The organism is Nisaea nitritireducens, assembly GCF_014904795.1.
GTDB lineage: Bacteria > Pseudomonadota > Alphaproteobacteria > Thalassobaculales > Thalassobaculaceae > Nisaea > Nisaea nitritireducens.
On record NZ_JACZFS010000024.1, the window covers coordinates 31,693 to 47,750 of the forward strand.

Below are 16,058 nucleotides of genomic sequence, written 5' to 3' on the forward strand. Positions count from 1 at the left end.
CCAATTAAGTACCCTGAAGCGCCGTGCTGACTTGGCGACCGTCCGCGTTTTAAAGGGAAAGTCATAGCGGTAAAGTTTATCGCTTGACCTTCCAGTCGGTGGAAGCCTTAAAAAAGACTTCATGTGGCGAACAACATTCATAGCGGCAGCGATCCTGCTGATGACGGCGCTCCCGTCGTTCGGGCACGGCATGCCAGCACATGATGGCATCTCGGGCGCGGCTGTCGATAACGCCATTGGCGCGCCGATAGATCACGCGGAAATTGCTCGGATCAGTGCCGCGTTCTGCCCGGACACCGGATGTTCGGACAATCAGGTGACGACATGCGCTGACTTGACCGCATCCCACTGTCATACCGGCTTTTTTCCTCCGGAAACCGGACACCTGGTTTCATCGGGCCATATCGGTTTCTCACTCTTCACCACGCCGGACGCACAGCTCCGGGGAATTAGTCTCACCGCCGAGACACCGCCTCCACGTATCTGACCGGATTTCAATCACTTCAGGCGCTCGCCATCCGGCCGGGCCGCTGAATTCAGAAATCTACTCAGTTCGTGAAGGATCACACATGTCCTCTTCCAACATCCTTGGCGCTGTCCTAGGCGCCAGCCTTTCATTTGCCCTGCTCACCTCCGGCCCGGCCCTCGCCGCCGGCTCGCATGGCGGCGGTCACGGTATGCACGACATGAAAATCGGCAAGCCGGGTGACCCCGCCAAGGTTTCCCGAACCATCGAAATCACCATGTACGACAATTATTACGAGCCTGAATCATTGGACATAAAGGAAGGCGAGACCATCCGCTTCGTGGTCCGCAACGCCGGCGAGTTCGTACATGAATTCAACATCGCCACGGCGGCGATGCACGAGGCCCACCGTCCGGAAATGATGATGATGATGGAGCACGGCGTGCTCGAGCCGGATCGTATTAACCTTGAGGCGGCGAAGGCCATGCAAGCGTCCATGGGACACGGCATGCATGACGAGGCAAACAGCGTGCTGCTGGAGCCGGGCAAGTCCGGCGAGATCGTCTGGACCTTCCCGAAGCATGCAGACCTCGAATTCGCCTGCAATGTGCCAGGCCACTACGAGACCGGTATGCACGGCAAGGTCAAACTGAGCCACTGACGCACGCATGCGCAGTCGCAGAGCTGCCGATCACCATATATTCGACTGGAACTCATCCATGACAATCGGACTTTTGCGCCGGGCATTCCTGCTCGGCGCCGGTCTGGCGGCAGCGCTTTCGGGCGCCGCCACGGCTGGCGAATACTCTCTTACCGTCGACCCGGTCACGGTCGACACAGGCGCCTTCACCCGCACCGGCATCGGCTATAATGGTGCTACGCCCGGGCCGGTCCTGCGCTTCCAGGAAGGCGAGGACGTCACCATCAAGGTGACGAATAATCTCAGCGAACCGACATCTATCCACTGGCACGGGCTGATCCTGCCCTTCGAGCAGGATGGCGTGCCAGGGATCAGCTATGACGGTATCGCGCCGGGCGAGACCTTTACCTACCGCTTCCCGATCACCCAGAGCGGCACCTACTGGTTCCACAGCCACAGCGGTTTCCAGGAACCGGATGGGGCCTATGGCGCGATCGTCATCGAGCCGAAAAAGCGCGAGCCGTTCCGCTACGACCGCGAATACGTGATCCAGCTGACCGACGCGCATCCGCATAGCGGTGATCGCATCATGCGCAATCTGAAAATGATGCCGGACTATTACAACCGGCAGCAGCGCACCCTGTTCGACTTCCTGAAAGACTCGAAAGAAATGGGTCTCGACGCGGCGCTCTCCGAACGAGGCGCCTGGGGCGATATGAGGATGATGCCCACCGACATCGAGGATCTTCAGGGATTTACCCCGCTGATCAACGGCAAAAGCTCGGCACAGAACTGGACCGGCCTGTTCACGCCGGGAGAGCGTGTTCGACTGCGCTTCATCAATTCATCGGCCATGACCTATTTCGACATCCGGATACCGGGCCTGAAAATGACGGTCGTACAGGCGGACGGGAATAACGTTCTCCCGGTGCCCGTCGACGAGTTCCGGATTGCCGTTGCCGAGACCTACGATGTTCTCATCCAGCCGAAAGAGGACAAGCCTTATGCCATCTTCGCGGAATCCATGGGACGGACATCTTCCGTGCGCGGAACGCTCGCCACGGCGGAAGGCATGAAGGGAGATATCCCCGACCTGCGCAAACCGCCGCTCCTGACGATGGCGGATATGGGCATGGCCCATGAAGGTATGGATCACGGCTCGATGAACATGTCCGGCGACACACATACGATGCCGGACGGCTCCACCATGAAGGGCATGGACCACAGCACCATGAACATGTCCGGCGGCACGCATAAGATGCCGGACGGCTCCACCATGAAAGGCATGGACCACAGCACCATGAACATGGGTAGCTCCGACCCGTTCTACGCTCCGGGTAGCGGTCTCATGCCGGCAGCGGCGAACGGCGGAAAGTTCCTCTCCTACAATGATCTGAGAACCCAGAAACCGCTCTACCCCCATCGCGAGGCGACCCGCGAAATCGAGCTTCGCCTGACCGGCAACATGGAGCGTTACATGTGGTCGATCAACGGCATCAAGTATGCCGACGCCGAGCCGATCCGGCTGCAATATGGAGAACGGGTCCGCTTCAAGTTCGTCAACGAGACCATGATGACCCACCCGATGCACCTGCATGGCATGTGGTCGATCCTTGATACCGGAAAGGGCAAGTGGAACCCGGTCAAGCACGTGGTCAGCGTCGCCCCCGGCACCACACTCTTCATGGAGACCGAGGTCGACGCGCCGGGCCAGTGGGCGTTCCATTGCCACCTGTCCTACCACGCCGACAGCGGCATGTTCCGCAAGGTCATCGTCGAGGGTGGCCCCGAGGGCAAGGCCGCCGCACTCCCCGTGAAGACGGAGGGCTGAGCGATGTTCACACGATACGCAGCCCTTTCCGCTTTTTCCGTATTCATTCTCGCCAGCCCTGCTTCCGCCGAACAGCTCTTTTGGGGGATCCAGGCGGAGCAACTGGAATGGCGTAGCGGCGAAGGCTCCGAAGCATTGGCCTGGGATGCCGACGCCTTTGTTGGCACGGACGAGTTGAAGGTCGTCTGGCGCAGCGAGGCGGAATACGCCACAGGGCCGAGCAGTTTCGAGACACTGGAGAACCAACTCCGCCTGCAGGTCCCGGTGAGCACGTTCTTCGATGCCGTCGCAGGGGTGCGCTATGACAGCCCGGACGAAGGCCCGCACCGGACCTATGGTGTGCTCGGACTGCATGGCCTCGCCAAGCAGTGGTTCGAGGTGGATGCCGATCTTTATCTTTCGGAATATCCGTCCGCCCGCTTCGAGGTCGAGTATGAAGGCCTGATCACCAACCACGTGACCTTCACCCCGAGCATTGAGTTGGACATCCCCCTCGTCGACGATGAAGCGACCTCAAGGGGCGCCTTCGGCCCGAAACTCGAGATCGGCGGACGGCTCAGCTATGACCTGCTCGACCGTGCTGTCGCCCCCTATGTCGGCGTGCACTGGGAGCGGACCTTCGGCGAGAGCGGACGGCTGGTCCAGGCCGAAGGAGAGGATAACGACGTGGTCTCGCTCGTCGTCGGCTTCCGCGTGATGTTCTAGGCGGACCGATATCGCCCCGGGATGCGATCCGTGTCCCGGGGTTGATGGTGTGCCTGCTTGTTCCTGTTTCCTTCAGGTCGGGAAGTGAACGCGCTTGCCAGAGGCCGGACTCCTTAAACATTCAATAGCGCGAATGTGACTGTTGATCGCGGGATGGTCGCAATAGGGTTCGCAGTCATTTGCGAATTCAGCCTCAAGTCAGGGAGAACATCTCGTGCGACACAAGCTTCACATAGGCGCTTTGGCAGCGTTGCTACTTGGCGTCATCGCCTTGGCTCCCGGCCTCGCGCATGCCGCAGGCGACGGGATGATCGTCAAGACGAGCGATTTCGGCGTGACCAAGACTCTCGACCGCCTCGGCATTGCGCTGGAGCGGGCCGGGATCACGGTCTTTGCCCGGATCGATCATTCTAAGGGAGCCAAGAAAGTCGGCCTTGAGCTGCCGCCGACGGCGCTGATCATCTTCGGCAATCCGAAACTCGGCACTCCGCTGATGCAGTCGAACCAGCGGATCGGCCTCGACCTGCCGCTGAAGGCGCTGGCATGGCAGGATACGGACGGGTCCGTGAAGCTCGGCTATACCGATCCCGCGTGGCTGGCGAAACGCCACGGCATCGCCGACCGGGATGCCGTCTTCAAGAAAATGACCGGCGCCCTCAACAAATTCACGAACATGGCGATCAAAAAGGGCGGCCTGCCAAAACAGTAGGCACGAGCCCGGTCAGACAGAAGCGGAGGCCAACGCCTCCGCAATTTGCCAACCGCCCCGAACTTGAGGAGACTGCGCCCACATAAAATTTAAGGGCGGGGAATCCTCATGCGTTTGAAAGACAAGGTCGCGATCATCGTCGGAGCCGGGCAGCAACCGGGCGAAACCGTAGGGAACGGGCGGGCCGTCGCCCTCCGCTTTGCCGAGGAAGGCGCGAAACTCCTGCTGGTCGACGCGAACGCCGACTGGGCCGGGGAAACCGCCTCGCTTTGCCGGGAGTCGGGGGCCGAAGCGGAAGTCGCTGTCGCCGACATCACCCGGGAAGAGGATTGCCGCCGGATCGCCGAGGCCTGCGTCGAACGCTTCGGGCGCATCGATATCCTGCACAACAATGTCGGCCGCTCGCGCGGAGACAAGCCGACGCCGGAAATGGATGCGGATATGTGGGACGAGCTCATGAGCATGAACCTCAAGGGCATGTTCATGACCTGCAAACACGTGCTCCCCGTGATGCGGGAGCAGCGTTCCGGCGTAATCCTGAACATCTCCTCAACCTCGTCGATCGCCGCCCGCGGCACCGTCACCTACAAGACCAGCAAGGGCGCGGTAAACACCATGACCCACCATATCGCGATGGAGAATGCGCCTTACGGCATCCGCGCGATCTCGATCCTGCCGGGGCTGATGGACACGCCGATGGCGATTGAACGCAGGGCGACGGAAAGCGGCAAGGAACGCGACACGATCCGTGCCGAACGCGCGGCGGATGTGCCACTCAAGGGCCACACCGGAACCGCATGGGACGTCGCTAACGCGGCGCTTTTCCTGGCCTCGGACGAGGCCAGCTACATTACCGGGATATGCCTGCCTGTGGATGGCGGACTGACCGCGAATGTCGGGTAGCGGAATGGCGGCCCCGCGTCAGGGGCGTCGCGGCATTCAGGATCAGTAAACCAGCTCGTCGTCGCCGCCGGAGCCGCCGATCACAAGCTCGCCACGATCGGAAAGGTCCTTCGCGGCCGTGACCATTGCGGTCTGCGCATCCTCCACGTCCTTCAGCCGCATCGGGCCGAGAGACTGCATGTCCTCGCGCAGCAGCTTCGCCGCACGTTCGGACATGTTGGAGAAGAACAGATCCTTCAGCTCTTCCGACGCGCCCTTCAGGGCGATGGTGAGCTTGTCCTTGTCGACCGCGCGGAGCAGCGTCTGCACGCCCGCCGGATCGACACGCGCGAGATCCTCGAAGGTAAACATCAGGCTGCGGATTTTCTCGGCGCTATCCTTGTTCCGCTCTTCAAGGGCGGAGAGGAAACGGGACTCGGTCGCCCGGTCCAGATGGTTGAAGATCTCCGCCATCATCTCGTGACTGTCGCGCCGGTTGGTGCGCGCCAGGTTCGACATGAACTCGGTGCGCAGCACGCGCTCCACGTCTTTCTCGATATCCTTGTTCACCGCTTCCATGCGCAACATGCGCATGACGACTTCCATGGCGAAGTTTTCCGGCAGGATCGAGAGCACCTTGCCGGCGTGGGCCTGGCCGATCTTGCCGAGGATCACGGCGACGGTCTGCGGATATTCGTTCTTCAGGAAGTTCGCCAGAACCTGCTCGTTCACATTGGCGAGCTTGTCCCACATGGTCCGGCCTGCGGGACCACGGATCTCTTCCATGATGTCGCCGACGCGATCGCCGCCGAGCACCTTGGTCAGCAGCCGCTCGGTCGAATCCATCGAGCCGACGAGCGAGCCGGTTGAGGACACCTGCTCGGCAAATTCGACGAAAAGGCGCTCAACGATATTGGAGCTGACGGTTCCGAGCCCCGCCATGACCTGGGAGACTTCCTTGATTTCCTCGTCGTCAAGCAGGGAGAAGAGCTTGCCTGCCTGCTCCTCGCCAAGGGACATCAAAAGGATACCGGCCTTTTCCGGCCCGGTAATGCCGCGATAATCCTCGCGAATGCGCATGCCCATATGGTGTGCCTTCTCTGCGGGGTATCGAAATATTGAATCAGGTTACAGCAAACACCAGAAAAGTAATCATAACTTTAATAAAATGGTTTTTGCCCGATTCCCCGGAAACATACCAGTTTCAGGGCGATTATTCCAATTTGTGACACCGCCGTGACCCGCAGCGGGGCGGACAGAAAACCCGCGCAACAATCGGATATCCCGAAACCGGACCGGTGCGTATCACCCGGTGAAACGTTTTGGAGATACTAATGTCCGTCATCCACCGCCTTGCCGGTGCCGCCTACGGCACGCATCTGGGCGATCAGATTGCCCTCGTCTCGGTCCCGCTTGTCGCCGCGCTGGTCTTCGATGCCTCCGCCGAACTCATCGGCATTCTCGTCGCCTGCCAGTCCATGGCGCACCTTCTGGGCTCGATCCCTTTCGGCATGCTGGTGGACCGGCGGCAGTTGCGCAGCCTCGCCATCGCATCCTCGCTGATCGCGCTCGCGGGCTTCACCGGCGCCGGGCTTGCTGTCTGGGCCGGTACTGTCGTCTGGTTCGGCGCCGGTATCACGCTGGCCGGGTTCGGCACCGTCCTGTTCGCACTCACCGCCCTGTCGATCCTGCCGAAAGCCGCCCCGGCGACCGGACTGGCCCGTGCCAATGCCGCCATCGAGACACCGCGCGCGCTCTGCAGCTTCGCGGTTCCGCTGGCGATCGGCCTGCTGGTGGCGGGCATATCCCCGCCGCTGATCTATGCTGCCGCTGCATGTGCGGCTCTGGGCGCGCTGCTCTTCACCACGAGCTTGCCGACATTCGAGACCAGTCAAAAACAGCCCGTCTCCCGGATCACCCAGATCCTTGAGGGCGGACGCTATGTCGTCACCCACAAGCTGCTGCTCGCGATTTCCTTCTGCGCGATATTCTGGAACCTCGCCTTCGCCGCCCTGCTGGTCGTGCTGGTGCCGGCCATCCGGGATCTCTACCACTTCGATCCCGGCGCTTTCGGCGTTGCCCTGTCGGCCTTCGGACTGGCCGCCTTTACCGGCTCCTGGCTGTCGGGCCGGATCGCCGACAAACTCGCCCCGCGCTTTGTGCTGTTGTTCGGTCCGGGCAGCTCCGCCATCGCCGCCGCCGGCATCCTGCTGATCGGACCCGAAAGCCCCGCAGTCCAGCTTTACGCCTGCTTCTTCTTCATCGGCTTCGGCCCGTCCATGTGGCTGATCGCGCAGAATTCCGTCCGTCAACTCGTCACCCCGCCCGCCCTGCTCGGAAGAGTCAACGCGGTGATCCAGACCGCCATCTACGGCGTCCGCCCGCTCGGCGCGCTCATCGGCGGCGCGGTCGCGGGAAGCGCCGGTGCGGAGGTCGGGATCATGTTCGTGGTTCTGGCGTTCTTCGCGTCCTTCGCCGTGTCGCTGTTCAGCGGACTGCGACGGGTGGTGAGTTATGAGAGTTTAAAGGCGCCGGAGACTGCGTAATTGACCGCGCCTCTCTCAGAGCTGCGGCACCATGCGCGCGTGCAGGATGCGCATGACCTCAATTCCTGCCTTTGTCCGCCGGTAATAGATCATGTGCCGCTGGACTGGATGGCGGCGATATCCCGTCCGGATATCGTCGCAAGCGCTTCCGGCGAAAGGCAGTTCCGCCAGCAGCGCAAAGGCGGCCGAGAGTTCATCAACATACCGATCCGCGCGTGACGCACCCCAAAGCCGAACTGAGAACCGCCAGATCGCGATCAGATCCTTCCGCGCCTTGGGGGCGAAGCGGACTTCAGACCCGGCCATACTCCGCTTTCATCTCTGCCTTGAATTTCTCCGCATCGAACGGCTCGGACGGGCCGCTTTCCTCCGCTTCGGCGAGGGCGGCGCGGATCGCCTCAGTCTCGACCATATCTGCCTGATCCCGCCGGATCAGGTCGCGGATATATTCGCTCTGGTTCGCGTACTGACCCGATGCGATCTGATCCTTGATCCACGCATCCTGTTGTTCCGTGATGGAGATGGCTCTGCGTATGACGCTCATATGCGCTCCTCCAAAGATGTCTTAACGCGACAATATCATAGGATTTGTGCAGGGTCAGAGGCTTTCGTCTAAGGCCTGCACGCCGAAAAGGAGAGCATGATGGAAATACGCCCGATCAAGACCGAGGCCGACCACCCGGTGGCGCTGACGCGGATCGACGCCCTGATGGACGCGGCGCCAGACAGCCCCGAAGGCGATGAACTCGACGTGCTTGTGACTCTGGTGGAAGCGTGGGAGTTAGGTGCCTGTCCCCTTAATTCCCTATCGCGCTCTGGATAATTCGAAATCTATGGACTTTATCGCTTTCTCAATCGCGCTTGAAACTTCCATACTTAATGTATGATTATTTATGTTTATTTTCTTCAATGCATCATTCGCTAAACGAGCAATGACCGAGCGACGCGAACGAAAGTCTGACAACAAGCCATTTGGAATATTATTTAGTGCTATAATTACAGATCTCCAAAATTGTTCAGGAAATTCATAATCTTTAATTTTTTTCGATGCATCATTCACAAATTCAATCAACATTTCCGGGCATCTTGCTCCAATTGAGTAATTAAGAACCCGCGTCGAGTCATTAATAAAAAATTCCTCATTTTTTGATATGTCAAGCCTATTAACATGACCAAACATAAGCATTTCAAAATTCGTACGAAGTGACGAAGCAAACCACTTCTTCGATTCGGTAGCATCAAGCTGACTCTGAATCCCTAGTTTAGATTGCGCGCGCGCCTTCTTTGACAAAAACTCCATGCGAACAAAATCCGGGATGTCCTTTCTTGAAAGAATCCGATCGCAGACAGAGATACAATCGGCTAATCCATACCCAGAGTTAAAGTGCAGATAATACCAAGCACGAAAAATTTGACGATCAGCGCCTCCTCTATCAAAAAAATCTTGGAACGCCGACCTCGCCTCCGCAGCATGTGACTCATCAAGTTTCGAGTAAGTCCATCCCTTCAAACCAGAAAAAATCGGATTCTGTTTATCAAATTCACTTAACCTTGAATCTTGTAATTCTCTCTTTGCCTCTATAAATTTGTCCGCTCTTATTAAATATTCAATTTTTTTCTTGAGATCGAATAATTCCTGTGATTTCACACCATGGGCCAAAAAATGCTTTACCCTGGCCTGTATTATTTGAAATCCATCCACACTGACGCTGACCTCACGGCAAAACCCCCTGGTAAGCTCGCCAAGCTTGTATACAATCTCCCCTTCTTCATTTAACGATCTCTCAACGAAAACATCTTCTATTTCAACAAGTGTGTCTTTTACTTTATCCAAATCCCAATTTAAAATAGACCTTGTTTCTCTCATTGAGATAGGATTTACCAAAAGCGATAGAAGAGCCAATAACAATCGTGCAAAATTATTTCTTGGAAGAGAATCATACTCTCGAGCAAACATATACTCTCGCGCTGACTTGCCACCTCTACCTTCAAATAATTCAATTGCTTCTTGAATATTAGAAGACCTCCTTCTAATACCCAATATTGTTTCAGTGCTCAGAGGACGACCTTCAGTTTTATCGTATAAATCACCAAAAATTGTTTCAGCTGGTATATGCGGTATCCGGAATTGCTTGCAACAACTTTCAACAAACTCAAAATATTCGTCTTCAGACATCCCCGGCACTACGCATGAAAACTCCTGCACAATTCTCGGATTATCTCTCATCGTATATATTATCTTCGATCCATTTCTAGACCTTATTATAGATCTGTATAATTTCTGCATACCTGTATCTTGATCGTTAAGAATAAGTGTATCTATATCGTCAATTACTAGAAGGATATTAAAATTATCAAACGCCTCTTCGATCAATTCAGATACTTTTTTATCTGATAGATCTGACAACTCCGATTTTTTATAGTGTAATTTTGATAAAATAGATTCAAACTGCGATCTTTCATCAGAAAAATCTACTATTTCTGATTGCTGTACATATGCACTATCAGTATCTAAATACCTCTCTTTTGCTGTCAGAAATATAACAACATCAAATTTGAACCCTCCCACCTCAATTCCGCGGTAATAATCTGATATTGATTTTGCAAATTCGTACGCTATCGTACTTTTTCCAGATCCTCCAGGACCGCACAGAATAAACCTTGGTTCTGATTGTTGATTAGCACACCAATCCCAAAGATTATTCAAAACTTCTTTTCGTGCGACATAACTCCTTATGACAGAAGGAGATGGTGGCAAATAATTCTCAATCGAGGTGCGAGCTCCATCGTCTAAAAATTCATCATATTCTCGAGGGGTGTATAGAAAAGATAGATTCTTTGGATTCGCAATCGCCTTCTGAAAATTTGACCTAAAATAAATTTGCTTTTCTCCTTGTTTATCTGGAAATTCCGCAGGCGGAACCCCAATAATTCTTTTAGCAACAAGAAAAACGTCAACACTCAGAGAATTTTTCTCAACATCACTATGTAAATACCTTTGATGAATTATTGGTATTTTGGAACCACATTTATCATTAACGACACGACTGAAATACTCAACATCTGGGAGATTTTTATTTCCAACTATATTTTTTTCTTTATCCTCCACTCCAAATACTATAATTCCGCCATAAGTATTATAAAACGCAACTATTAACCTGCATATATCTTGTAAAAACGAATCGTCATCTTTTACCGGAACACGATCTTTGAAATCGAGAAGATCGAATTCCTGCAACAATATTTTGCCATTTATCTTATCGTAATATCCTGCGAAAAGACCCTCTATAGAATGAGGAAGACTCTTATCATCAATCGATTTTCTTATAACTTCGATTGCATTTTCCATAGGTTGAATCCGAACTTAATTGAACTAGCATATGTTATCCTCCAAGAGGCTCATTAGCGTCAATACGTCTAGCATCTCATATCAAAGTATATGTCCTTCCCTCCCCGTACCCGCCCCCCTACATTCCCCTTATGAGCACGCAACTCGACGATCCTCGCCCGCAGCCGCTTTACGGCGCCGTGAAGCCCGACCTGAAATCCGACGCCGCGCCGCAGGACCGGGGGCATCCGTTTGAGATCGTCTCGGAGTACAAGCCCGCGGGCGATCAGCCGGCGGCGATTGCGGAGCTGATCGGCGGGATTACGCAGGGCGAGATGGATCAGGTGCTGCTCGGGGTCACGGGCTCGGGCAAGACTTTCACCATGGCGCATGTGATCCAGCAGGTGAAACGGCCTGCCCTGGTGCTGGCGCCGAACAAGACCCTCGCCGCGCAGCTTTACGGGGAGATGAAGAGCTTCTTCCCGAACAACGCGGTCGAATATTTCGTCTCCTATTACGACTATTACCAGCCGGAGGCCTACGTCCCGCGCACGGACACGTTCGTCGAGAAGGAAGCGACGATCAACGAGCAGATCGACCGGATGCGGCACTCCGCGACGCGCGCGTTGCTGGAGCGGGACGACGTCATCATCGTCGCGTCTGTGTCCTGCATCTACGGTATCGGCGCGGTCGAGACCTACGGCAAGATGACGGTCAATGTGAAGACCGGCAGCACCATCGACCAGACCAAGCTGATGCGTCAGCTTGTCGAGCTGCAATACAAGCGCAACGATGCCAGCTTCCATCGCGGCACCTTCCGGGTGCGCGGGGACAGCATCGAGATCTTCCCGGCCCACCTTGAGGATCAGGCCTGGCGGCTGTCCCTGTTCGGGGACGAGGTCGAGAGCATTCAGGAGTTCGATCCGCTGACCGGCCGGAAGTCCGCCGAGCTGGAGCAGGTCCGGATCTTCGCCAACAGCCACTATGTGACACCGAAGCCGACGCTGCATCAGGCGGTAAAGTCGATCAAGCAGGAGCTGAAGCTGCGTCTGGACGAGATGCACAAGGCGGGCAAGCTGCTGGAAGCGCAGCGGCTGGAGCAGCGCACCGTCTTCGATATGGAGATGATGGAGGCAACCGGCTCCTGCGCCGGGATCGAGAACTATTCCCGCTATCTTTCGGGCCGCAATCCGGGCGAGCCGCCGCCGACCCTGTTCGAGTATCTGCCCGAGAACGCCATGCTGATCGTGGACGAGAGCCACGTCACCGTGCCGCAGATCGGCGCCATGTATAAAGGCGACTTCGCGCGCAAATCTACGCTGTCCGAATTCGGCTTCCGGCTGCCCTCCTGCCTCGACAACCGCCCGCTGAAGTTCGAGGAGTGGGAGGACATGCGGCCGCAGACCGTATTCGTCTCGGCCACCCCCGGCCCATGGGAGCTGGACCGCACCGGCGGCGCCTTCATCGAGCAGCTTGTCCGCCCGACCGGCCTGATCGACCCGGTCTGCATCATCCGGCCGACCGAGACCCAGGTCGACGACGTGATCGCCGAATGCAAGACCTGCGCGGCGCTCGGCCAGCGGGTGCTGATCACCACGCTGACCAAGAAGATGGCCGAGGCGCTGACCGAATATATGCACGAGGCCGGCATCAAGGTGCGCTACATCCATTCCGACGTGGATACGCTGGAACGGATCGAGATCATCCGCGACCTGCGGCTCGGCGTGTTCGACGTGCTGATCGGCATCAACCTCTTGCGCGAGGGGCTGGATATCCCGGAATGCGCGCTGGTCGCCATTCTGGACGCGGACAAGGAAGGCTATCTGCGCTCCAAGACCTCGCTGGTGCAGACCATCGGCCGCGCCGCCCGGAACGTCGAGGGCCGGGTGCTACTCTATGCCGACAAGATGACCAACAGCCTGCAATACGCCATCGACGAGACCAACCGGCGCCGGGCCCGGCAAGAAGAATACAACAAGGAGCACGGCATCACGCCGGAAAGCGTGAAGAAGAGCATCGGCGACATCCTCGAAAGCGTTTACGAGCGCGGCGACCATGTCACGGTCGAGACCGGCTCCGACGAGGGCGAGCTGGTCGGCAAGGACATCAAACAGGTCATCGCCGAGCTGGAACAGGCCATGCATGCCGCCGCCGCCGATCTGGAATTCGAGGAAGCCGGCCGGCTGCGCGATGAAATCAAGCGGCTGGAAGCGGCGGATCTCGGCATGACGCTGGACGGCAAACCGCTGCCCAAGGGCGCCGTCGTCAGGGTCAAAGGGCCCGTACAGCCTCCCCGGGGCAAACCGGACAAGGGCAAATCCCAGAAGCGCGGCTCCGGCCGGCGCCGGTAAAGCCGCCACGGATTATGTCGCGAGAGACCGCGAACTCCGGGCCTCGACTTAAAAGCAACATAAAAGCAATGCGTTACGGGCGCCTTATTTGTCGCCGCCCGCTGCGCAGCGAATCCGCCCGGAAGCCATCAAAGTGATTGAAAGCCGGGGCCAAGGTCTAATATCTAGGAGCAGTCATTTAGGCCCACCCCAGCCGGTCGCCAGATTGGTGAGTCCAGGTCTGTCCCGAGTTCGTTGTGGCCGTCGCCATTGGAAGGCTGTTTCCGTGACCGCAGAGTGTCGTCATAAGTTGCCACATTGTATGCAACCGGGAGTCCCCGCTTGATCGCCCCCCTCGCCCTTTCCATCGGCGGACTCGTACTCCTGCTCGTTGCTGCGGAAATCATGATCCGCGGTGCGGTCGGCGGCTCCCGCATCCTGAAGATCTCCCCGCATGTTATCGGCCTGACGGTCATCGCCTTCGGTACCTCCGCGCCGGAGCTGTTCGTCAGCCTGAAAGCGGCGATGCACGGCCATGACGGTATCGCCGTCGGCAATGTCGTCGGCAGCAACATCGCGAACATCCTGCTGATGATCGGCACCGTCGGAGTAATATATCCATTCGCCTGCGGCGACCCGGCGATCCGGCGCGATGGCTTCGCGCTACTGCTCTCAACCATCGTCTTCGTGATTCTATGCCATACCGGAGTGATCGAGCCCTGGCAGGGTATCACCATGCTCGGCGTTCTGGTCTGCTTCCTTGCCTATTGTTACATCACCGACCGCCGGAACTGCGCGAACGACGACAGCATCCACGCCAAGGAAGTGGACGAATTCGACAATCTGCCGGACACCATGCAGAAAGCGGCGATCTATACAGTCATCGGGCTGGTCGGCGTGGTCTTCGGCGCGCGCCTGCTGGTTGACGGCGCTGTCGATGTTGCCCGGCTGCTCGGCGTTTCGGAGACGGTGATAGGCATCACCATGGTGGCGCTCGGCACCTCCATGCCGGAACTGGCAACCACCGTGGTCGCCGCCGTGCGCCGGCATAACGATGTCGCCCTCGGCAACATCATCGGCAGCAACATCTTCAACACGCTCGGCATTCTCGGCGTGGTCTCGATTGTCACGCCGATCACCATTCCGGCGGAGATCATGGAAACGGATCTCTGGGTCATGCTCGGCGTCACCACTGTCTTCGTCACGGCCGCACTCGGCCTGAAGACCCTCGGCCGGCCGCTGGCGGTGCTGTTCTTCTTCAGCTACGCACTGTTCATCATCGACCAGTTCGTCGACCTGACCAGACTGATCACCGGCTAGTCGGCCGTTACCTCAGCGCTCATACAGCAGGCTGAAGCCGACCGCCTCGCAATCCTCGTACACATCGGGTTTGCGCGTGGTCACCCGGGCCCGGCGCACGACCGGCCGCTCCGCGATCATTTCGACGATGGCGTGACAGAGAGTTTCCTGCAGATTGAAACGGCGGCGCGCCACCAGATCCAGGATCTCGGTGCGGACGAAGTCGTAGTCAAGCACCCGCTCGATTGAATCGGCGGCGCCGGTCGGATCGACATCGACATCCATCTCGACACTGACCAGCACGCGCTGTGGCTTGCCGCGCTCGAATTCGTGGATGCCGATATCCGCGATCACCGCGAAATTCTCCAGCAGGATTCTTGCGTTCGTGATCGGCACGCCTAGCGGCCTCCCTCGTCCGGAGACTCAGTATTGCCCATGAAGGCGATGTCGCGCGGCATGGCTTGCAGCACCTGACCGCCATCGATGGTGATGCATTGCCCAGTGAAGGCTGGTGCGGCGAGGATAAAGCGCAGTGCTGCCAGGATCTGCTCAGGCGTCGAGCCGCGCCCAAGCATGAGCGACGCCTGGGAGCGCTCGAACTCCTCTTGGGTCTGCGGCCCACTCGGCAGGGTCACGCCCGGCGCGATACCGGCGACCCGGATTTCAGGCGCCAGTTCCATCGCCAGCATTTGCGTCATCCCGTGCAGGGCGAACTTGGTCAGGGAATAGGAAAGATAGTCCGGGTTCGGGCCGAACACCTTGTTATCCAGCAGGTTCACGATGCAGCAATCAGTGCGCGGGCTGATGCCCTCTTGAGCTTGTCTGCCTACAATTTCGGCAAAGGCACGCGATAGAAGTGCCGGCGCCCGGACATTCACGGCATGATGCCTGTCGATCAACTCGGCCGTCAGGTTATCCAGCCGGTCATCCTCGAACAGCGCGGCATTGTTCACCAGCAGGCCGAGCGGCGGCGCCCCCTCTTCGCCCGCGCGGCCAACCAGCCGGGTCACTGCCTCCGCGTCGGAGAGATCGCACTGTATGGCCTCTGCAGAGCCTCCGGCGGCACGGATCTCGCCAACCAGGTTCTCCGCATCCTTGCCGGAGCCGTTAAAGTGCACCGCTACGTGCCAGCCATCCTCGGCCAGCCCACGGCACAGCGCGGCACCGACGCGGCGGGCACCACCGGTCACAAGGGCGGTCCGTTTTTCAGCAACGTTTCTGGTCATCTGAAAACTGGTTTCACTCACGCACTCGAAATTAACTTTCTCGACCCTATCCTTGTGCGCCGGGCGCGAAAAGCCACGACTGCGTTAGGGAGAATT

The 16,058-nt window shown here is 57.7% G+C and carries 16 protein-coding genes; 10 read left to right on the forward strand and 6 right to left on the reverse strand.

The window, feature by feature from the left end; genetic code table 11:
* Nucleotides 1-121: 121 nt before the first annotated feature.
* From IG629_RS09020 to IG629_RS09045, 6 genes are all read left to right on the forward strand, one after another.
* Nucleotides 122-487, forward strand: a complete 366-nt coding sequence (locus IG629_RS09020; RefSeq protein ID WP_193171629.1) for a hypothetical protein — start codon at nucleotides 122-124, stop codon at nucleotides 485-487.
* Nucleotides 488-569: 82 nt separating this feature from the next.
* The gene (locus IG629_RS09025) at nucleotides 570-1,127 is read left to right on the forward strand and encodes a cupredoxin domain-containing protein (protein ID WP_193171630.1); all 558 of its coding nucleotides are present in this window, start codon (nucleotides 570-572) and stop codon (nucleotides 1,125-1,127) included.
* A 58-nt stretch (nucleotides 1,128-1,185) separates the two neighbouring features.
* Nucleotides 1,186-2,937, forward strand: coding sequence for a copper resistance system multicopper oxidase (locus IG629_RS09030; protein WP_193171631.1), 1,752 nt, complete (start codon nucleotides 1,186-1,188; stop codon nucleotides 2,935-2,937).
* 3 nt (nucleotides 2,938-2,940) lie between these two features.
* Complete coding sequence (locus tag IG629_RS09035; protein ID WP_193171632.1) at nucleotides 2,941-3,642, forward strand: copper resistance protein B; 702 nt, start codon at nucleotides 2,941-2,943, stop codon at nucleotides 3,640-3,642.
* 214 nt (nucleotides 3,643-3,856) lie between these two features.
* Nucleotides 3,857-4,351, forward strand: a complete 495-nt coding sequence (locus IG629_RS09040; protein WP_319025051.1) for a DUF302 domain-containing protein — start codon at nucleotides 3,857-3,859, stop codon at nucleotides 4,349-4,351.
* 108 nt (nucleotides 4,352-4,459) lie between these two features.
* Nucleotides 4,460-5,254: an SDR family NAD(P)-dependent oxidoreductase gene (locus IG629_RS09045; RefSeq protein ID WP_193171633.1), complete on the forward strand. Its 795-nt coding sequence runs from the start codon at nucleotides 4,460-4,462 to the stop codon at nucleotides 5,252-5,254.
* A gap of 42 nt (nucleotides 5,255-5,296) precedes the next feature.
* Here IG629_RS09045 and fliG read toward each other — a convergent pair whose 3' ends face one another.
* Nucleotides 5,297-6,319 (reverse strand): flagellar motor switch protein FliG, encoded by a 1,023-nt coding sequence (fliG, locus tag IG629_RS09050; protein ID WP_193171634.1) that lies wholly within the window; start codon nucleotides 6,317-6,319, stop codon nucleotides 5,297-5,299.
* Nucleotides 6,320-6,567: 248 nt separating this feature from the next.
* Here fliG and IG629_RS09055 point away from each other — a divergent pair, with 248 nt between their 5' ends.
* A complete protein-coding gene (locus tag IG629_RS09055) occupies nucleotides 6,568-7,779 on the forward strand; it encodes an MFS transporter (RefSeq protein ID WP_193171635.1) in 1,212 nt (403 codons plus the stop codon).
* Nucleotides 7,780-7,794: 15 nt separating this feature from the next.
* Here the strand turns inward: IG629_RS09055 and IG629_RS09060 are convergent, their stop codons facing one another.
* Complete coding sequence (locus IG629_RS09060; RefSeq protein ID WP_193171636.1) at nucleotides 7,795-8,085, reverse strand: type II toxin-antitoxin system RelE/ParE family toxin; 291 nt, start codon at nucleotides 8,083-8,085, stop codon at nucleotides 7,795-7,797.
* Nucleotides 8,072-8,323, reverse strand: coding sequence for a type II toxin-antitoxin system ParD family antitoxin (locus tag IG629_RS09065; RefSeq protein ID WP_193171637.1), 252 nt, complete (start codon nucleotides 8,321-8,323; stop codon nucleotides 8,072-8,074). Before IG629_RS09065 ends, IG629_RS09060 begins: the two co-directional genes overlap by 14 nt.
* A 96-nt stretch (nucleotides 8,324-8,419) precedes the next feature.
* Here IG629_RS09065 and IG629_RS09070 point away from each other — a divergent pair, with 96 nt between their 5' ends.
* Entirely contained in the window at nucleotides 8,420-8,602 is a 183-nt protein-coding gene (locus tag IG629_RS09070) for a hypothetical protein (protein WP_193171638.1), read from the forward strand.
* Here the strand turns inward: IG629_RS09070 and IG629_RS09075 are convergent.
* Complete coding sequence (locus IG629_RS09075; RefSeq protein WP_193171639.1) at nucleotides 8,585-11,128, reverse strand: NB-ARC domain-containing protein; 2,544 nt, start codon at nucleotides 11,126-11,128, stop codon at nucleotides 8,585-8,587. The two genes, IG629_RS09070 and IG629_RS09075, sit on opposite strands and share 18 nt — an antisense overlap.
* Nucleotides 11,129-11,259: 131 nt before the next feature.
* Here IG629_RS09075 and uvrB point away from each other — a divergent pair, with 131 nt between their 5' ends.
* The gene (uvrB, locus tag IG629_RS09080) at nucleotides 11,260-13,458 is read left to right on the forward strand and encodes an excinuclease ABC subunit UvrB (protein WP_193171640.1); all 2,199 of its coding nucleotides are present in this window, start codon (nucleotides 11,260-11,262) and stop codon (nucleotides 13,456-13,458) included.
* A 321-nt stretch (nucleotides 13,459-13,779) separates the two neighbouring features.
* On the forward strand, nucleotides 13,780-14,757 hold the full coding sequence (locus IG629_RS09085) for a calcium/sodium antiporter (protein ID WP_226886570.1): 978 nt from the start codon (nucleotides 13,780-13,782) through the stop codon (nucleotides 14,755-14,757).
* 12 nt (nucleotides 14,758-14,769) lie between these two features.
* Here the strand turns inward: IG629_RS09085 and IG629_RS09090 are convergent, their stop codons facing one another.
* Together IG629_RS09090 and IG629_RS09095 are read right to left on the reverse strand one after the other, a co-directional pair.
* Nucleotides 14,770-15,132 carry a dihydroneopterin aldolase gene (locus IG629_RS09090; protein WP_193171641.1) on the reverse strand — a complete coding sequence of 121 codons (363 nt, stop codon included), beginning with the start codon at nucleotides 15,130-15,132 and terminating at the stop codon, nucleotides 14,770-14,772.
* A gap of 2 nt (nucleotides 15,133-15,134) precedes the next feature.
* On the reverse strand, nucleotides 15,135-15,962 hold the full coding sequence (locus IG629_RS09095; RefSeq protein WP_193171642.1) for an SDR family oxidoreductase: 828 nt from the start codon (nucleotides 15,960-15,962) through the stop codon (nucleotides 15,135-15,137).
* Nucleotides 15,963-16,058: the final 96 nt, after the last annotated feature.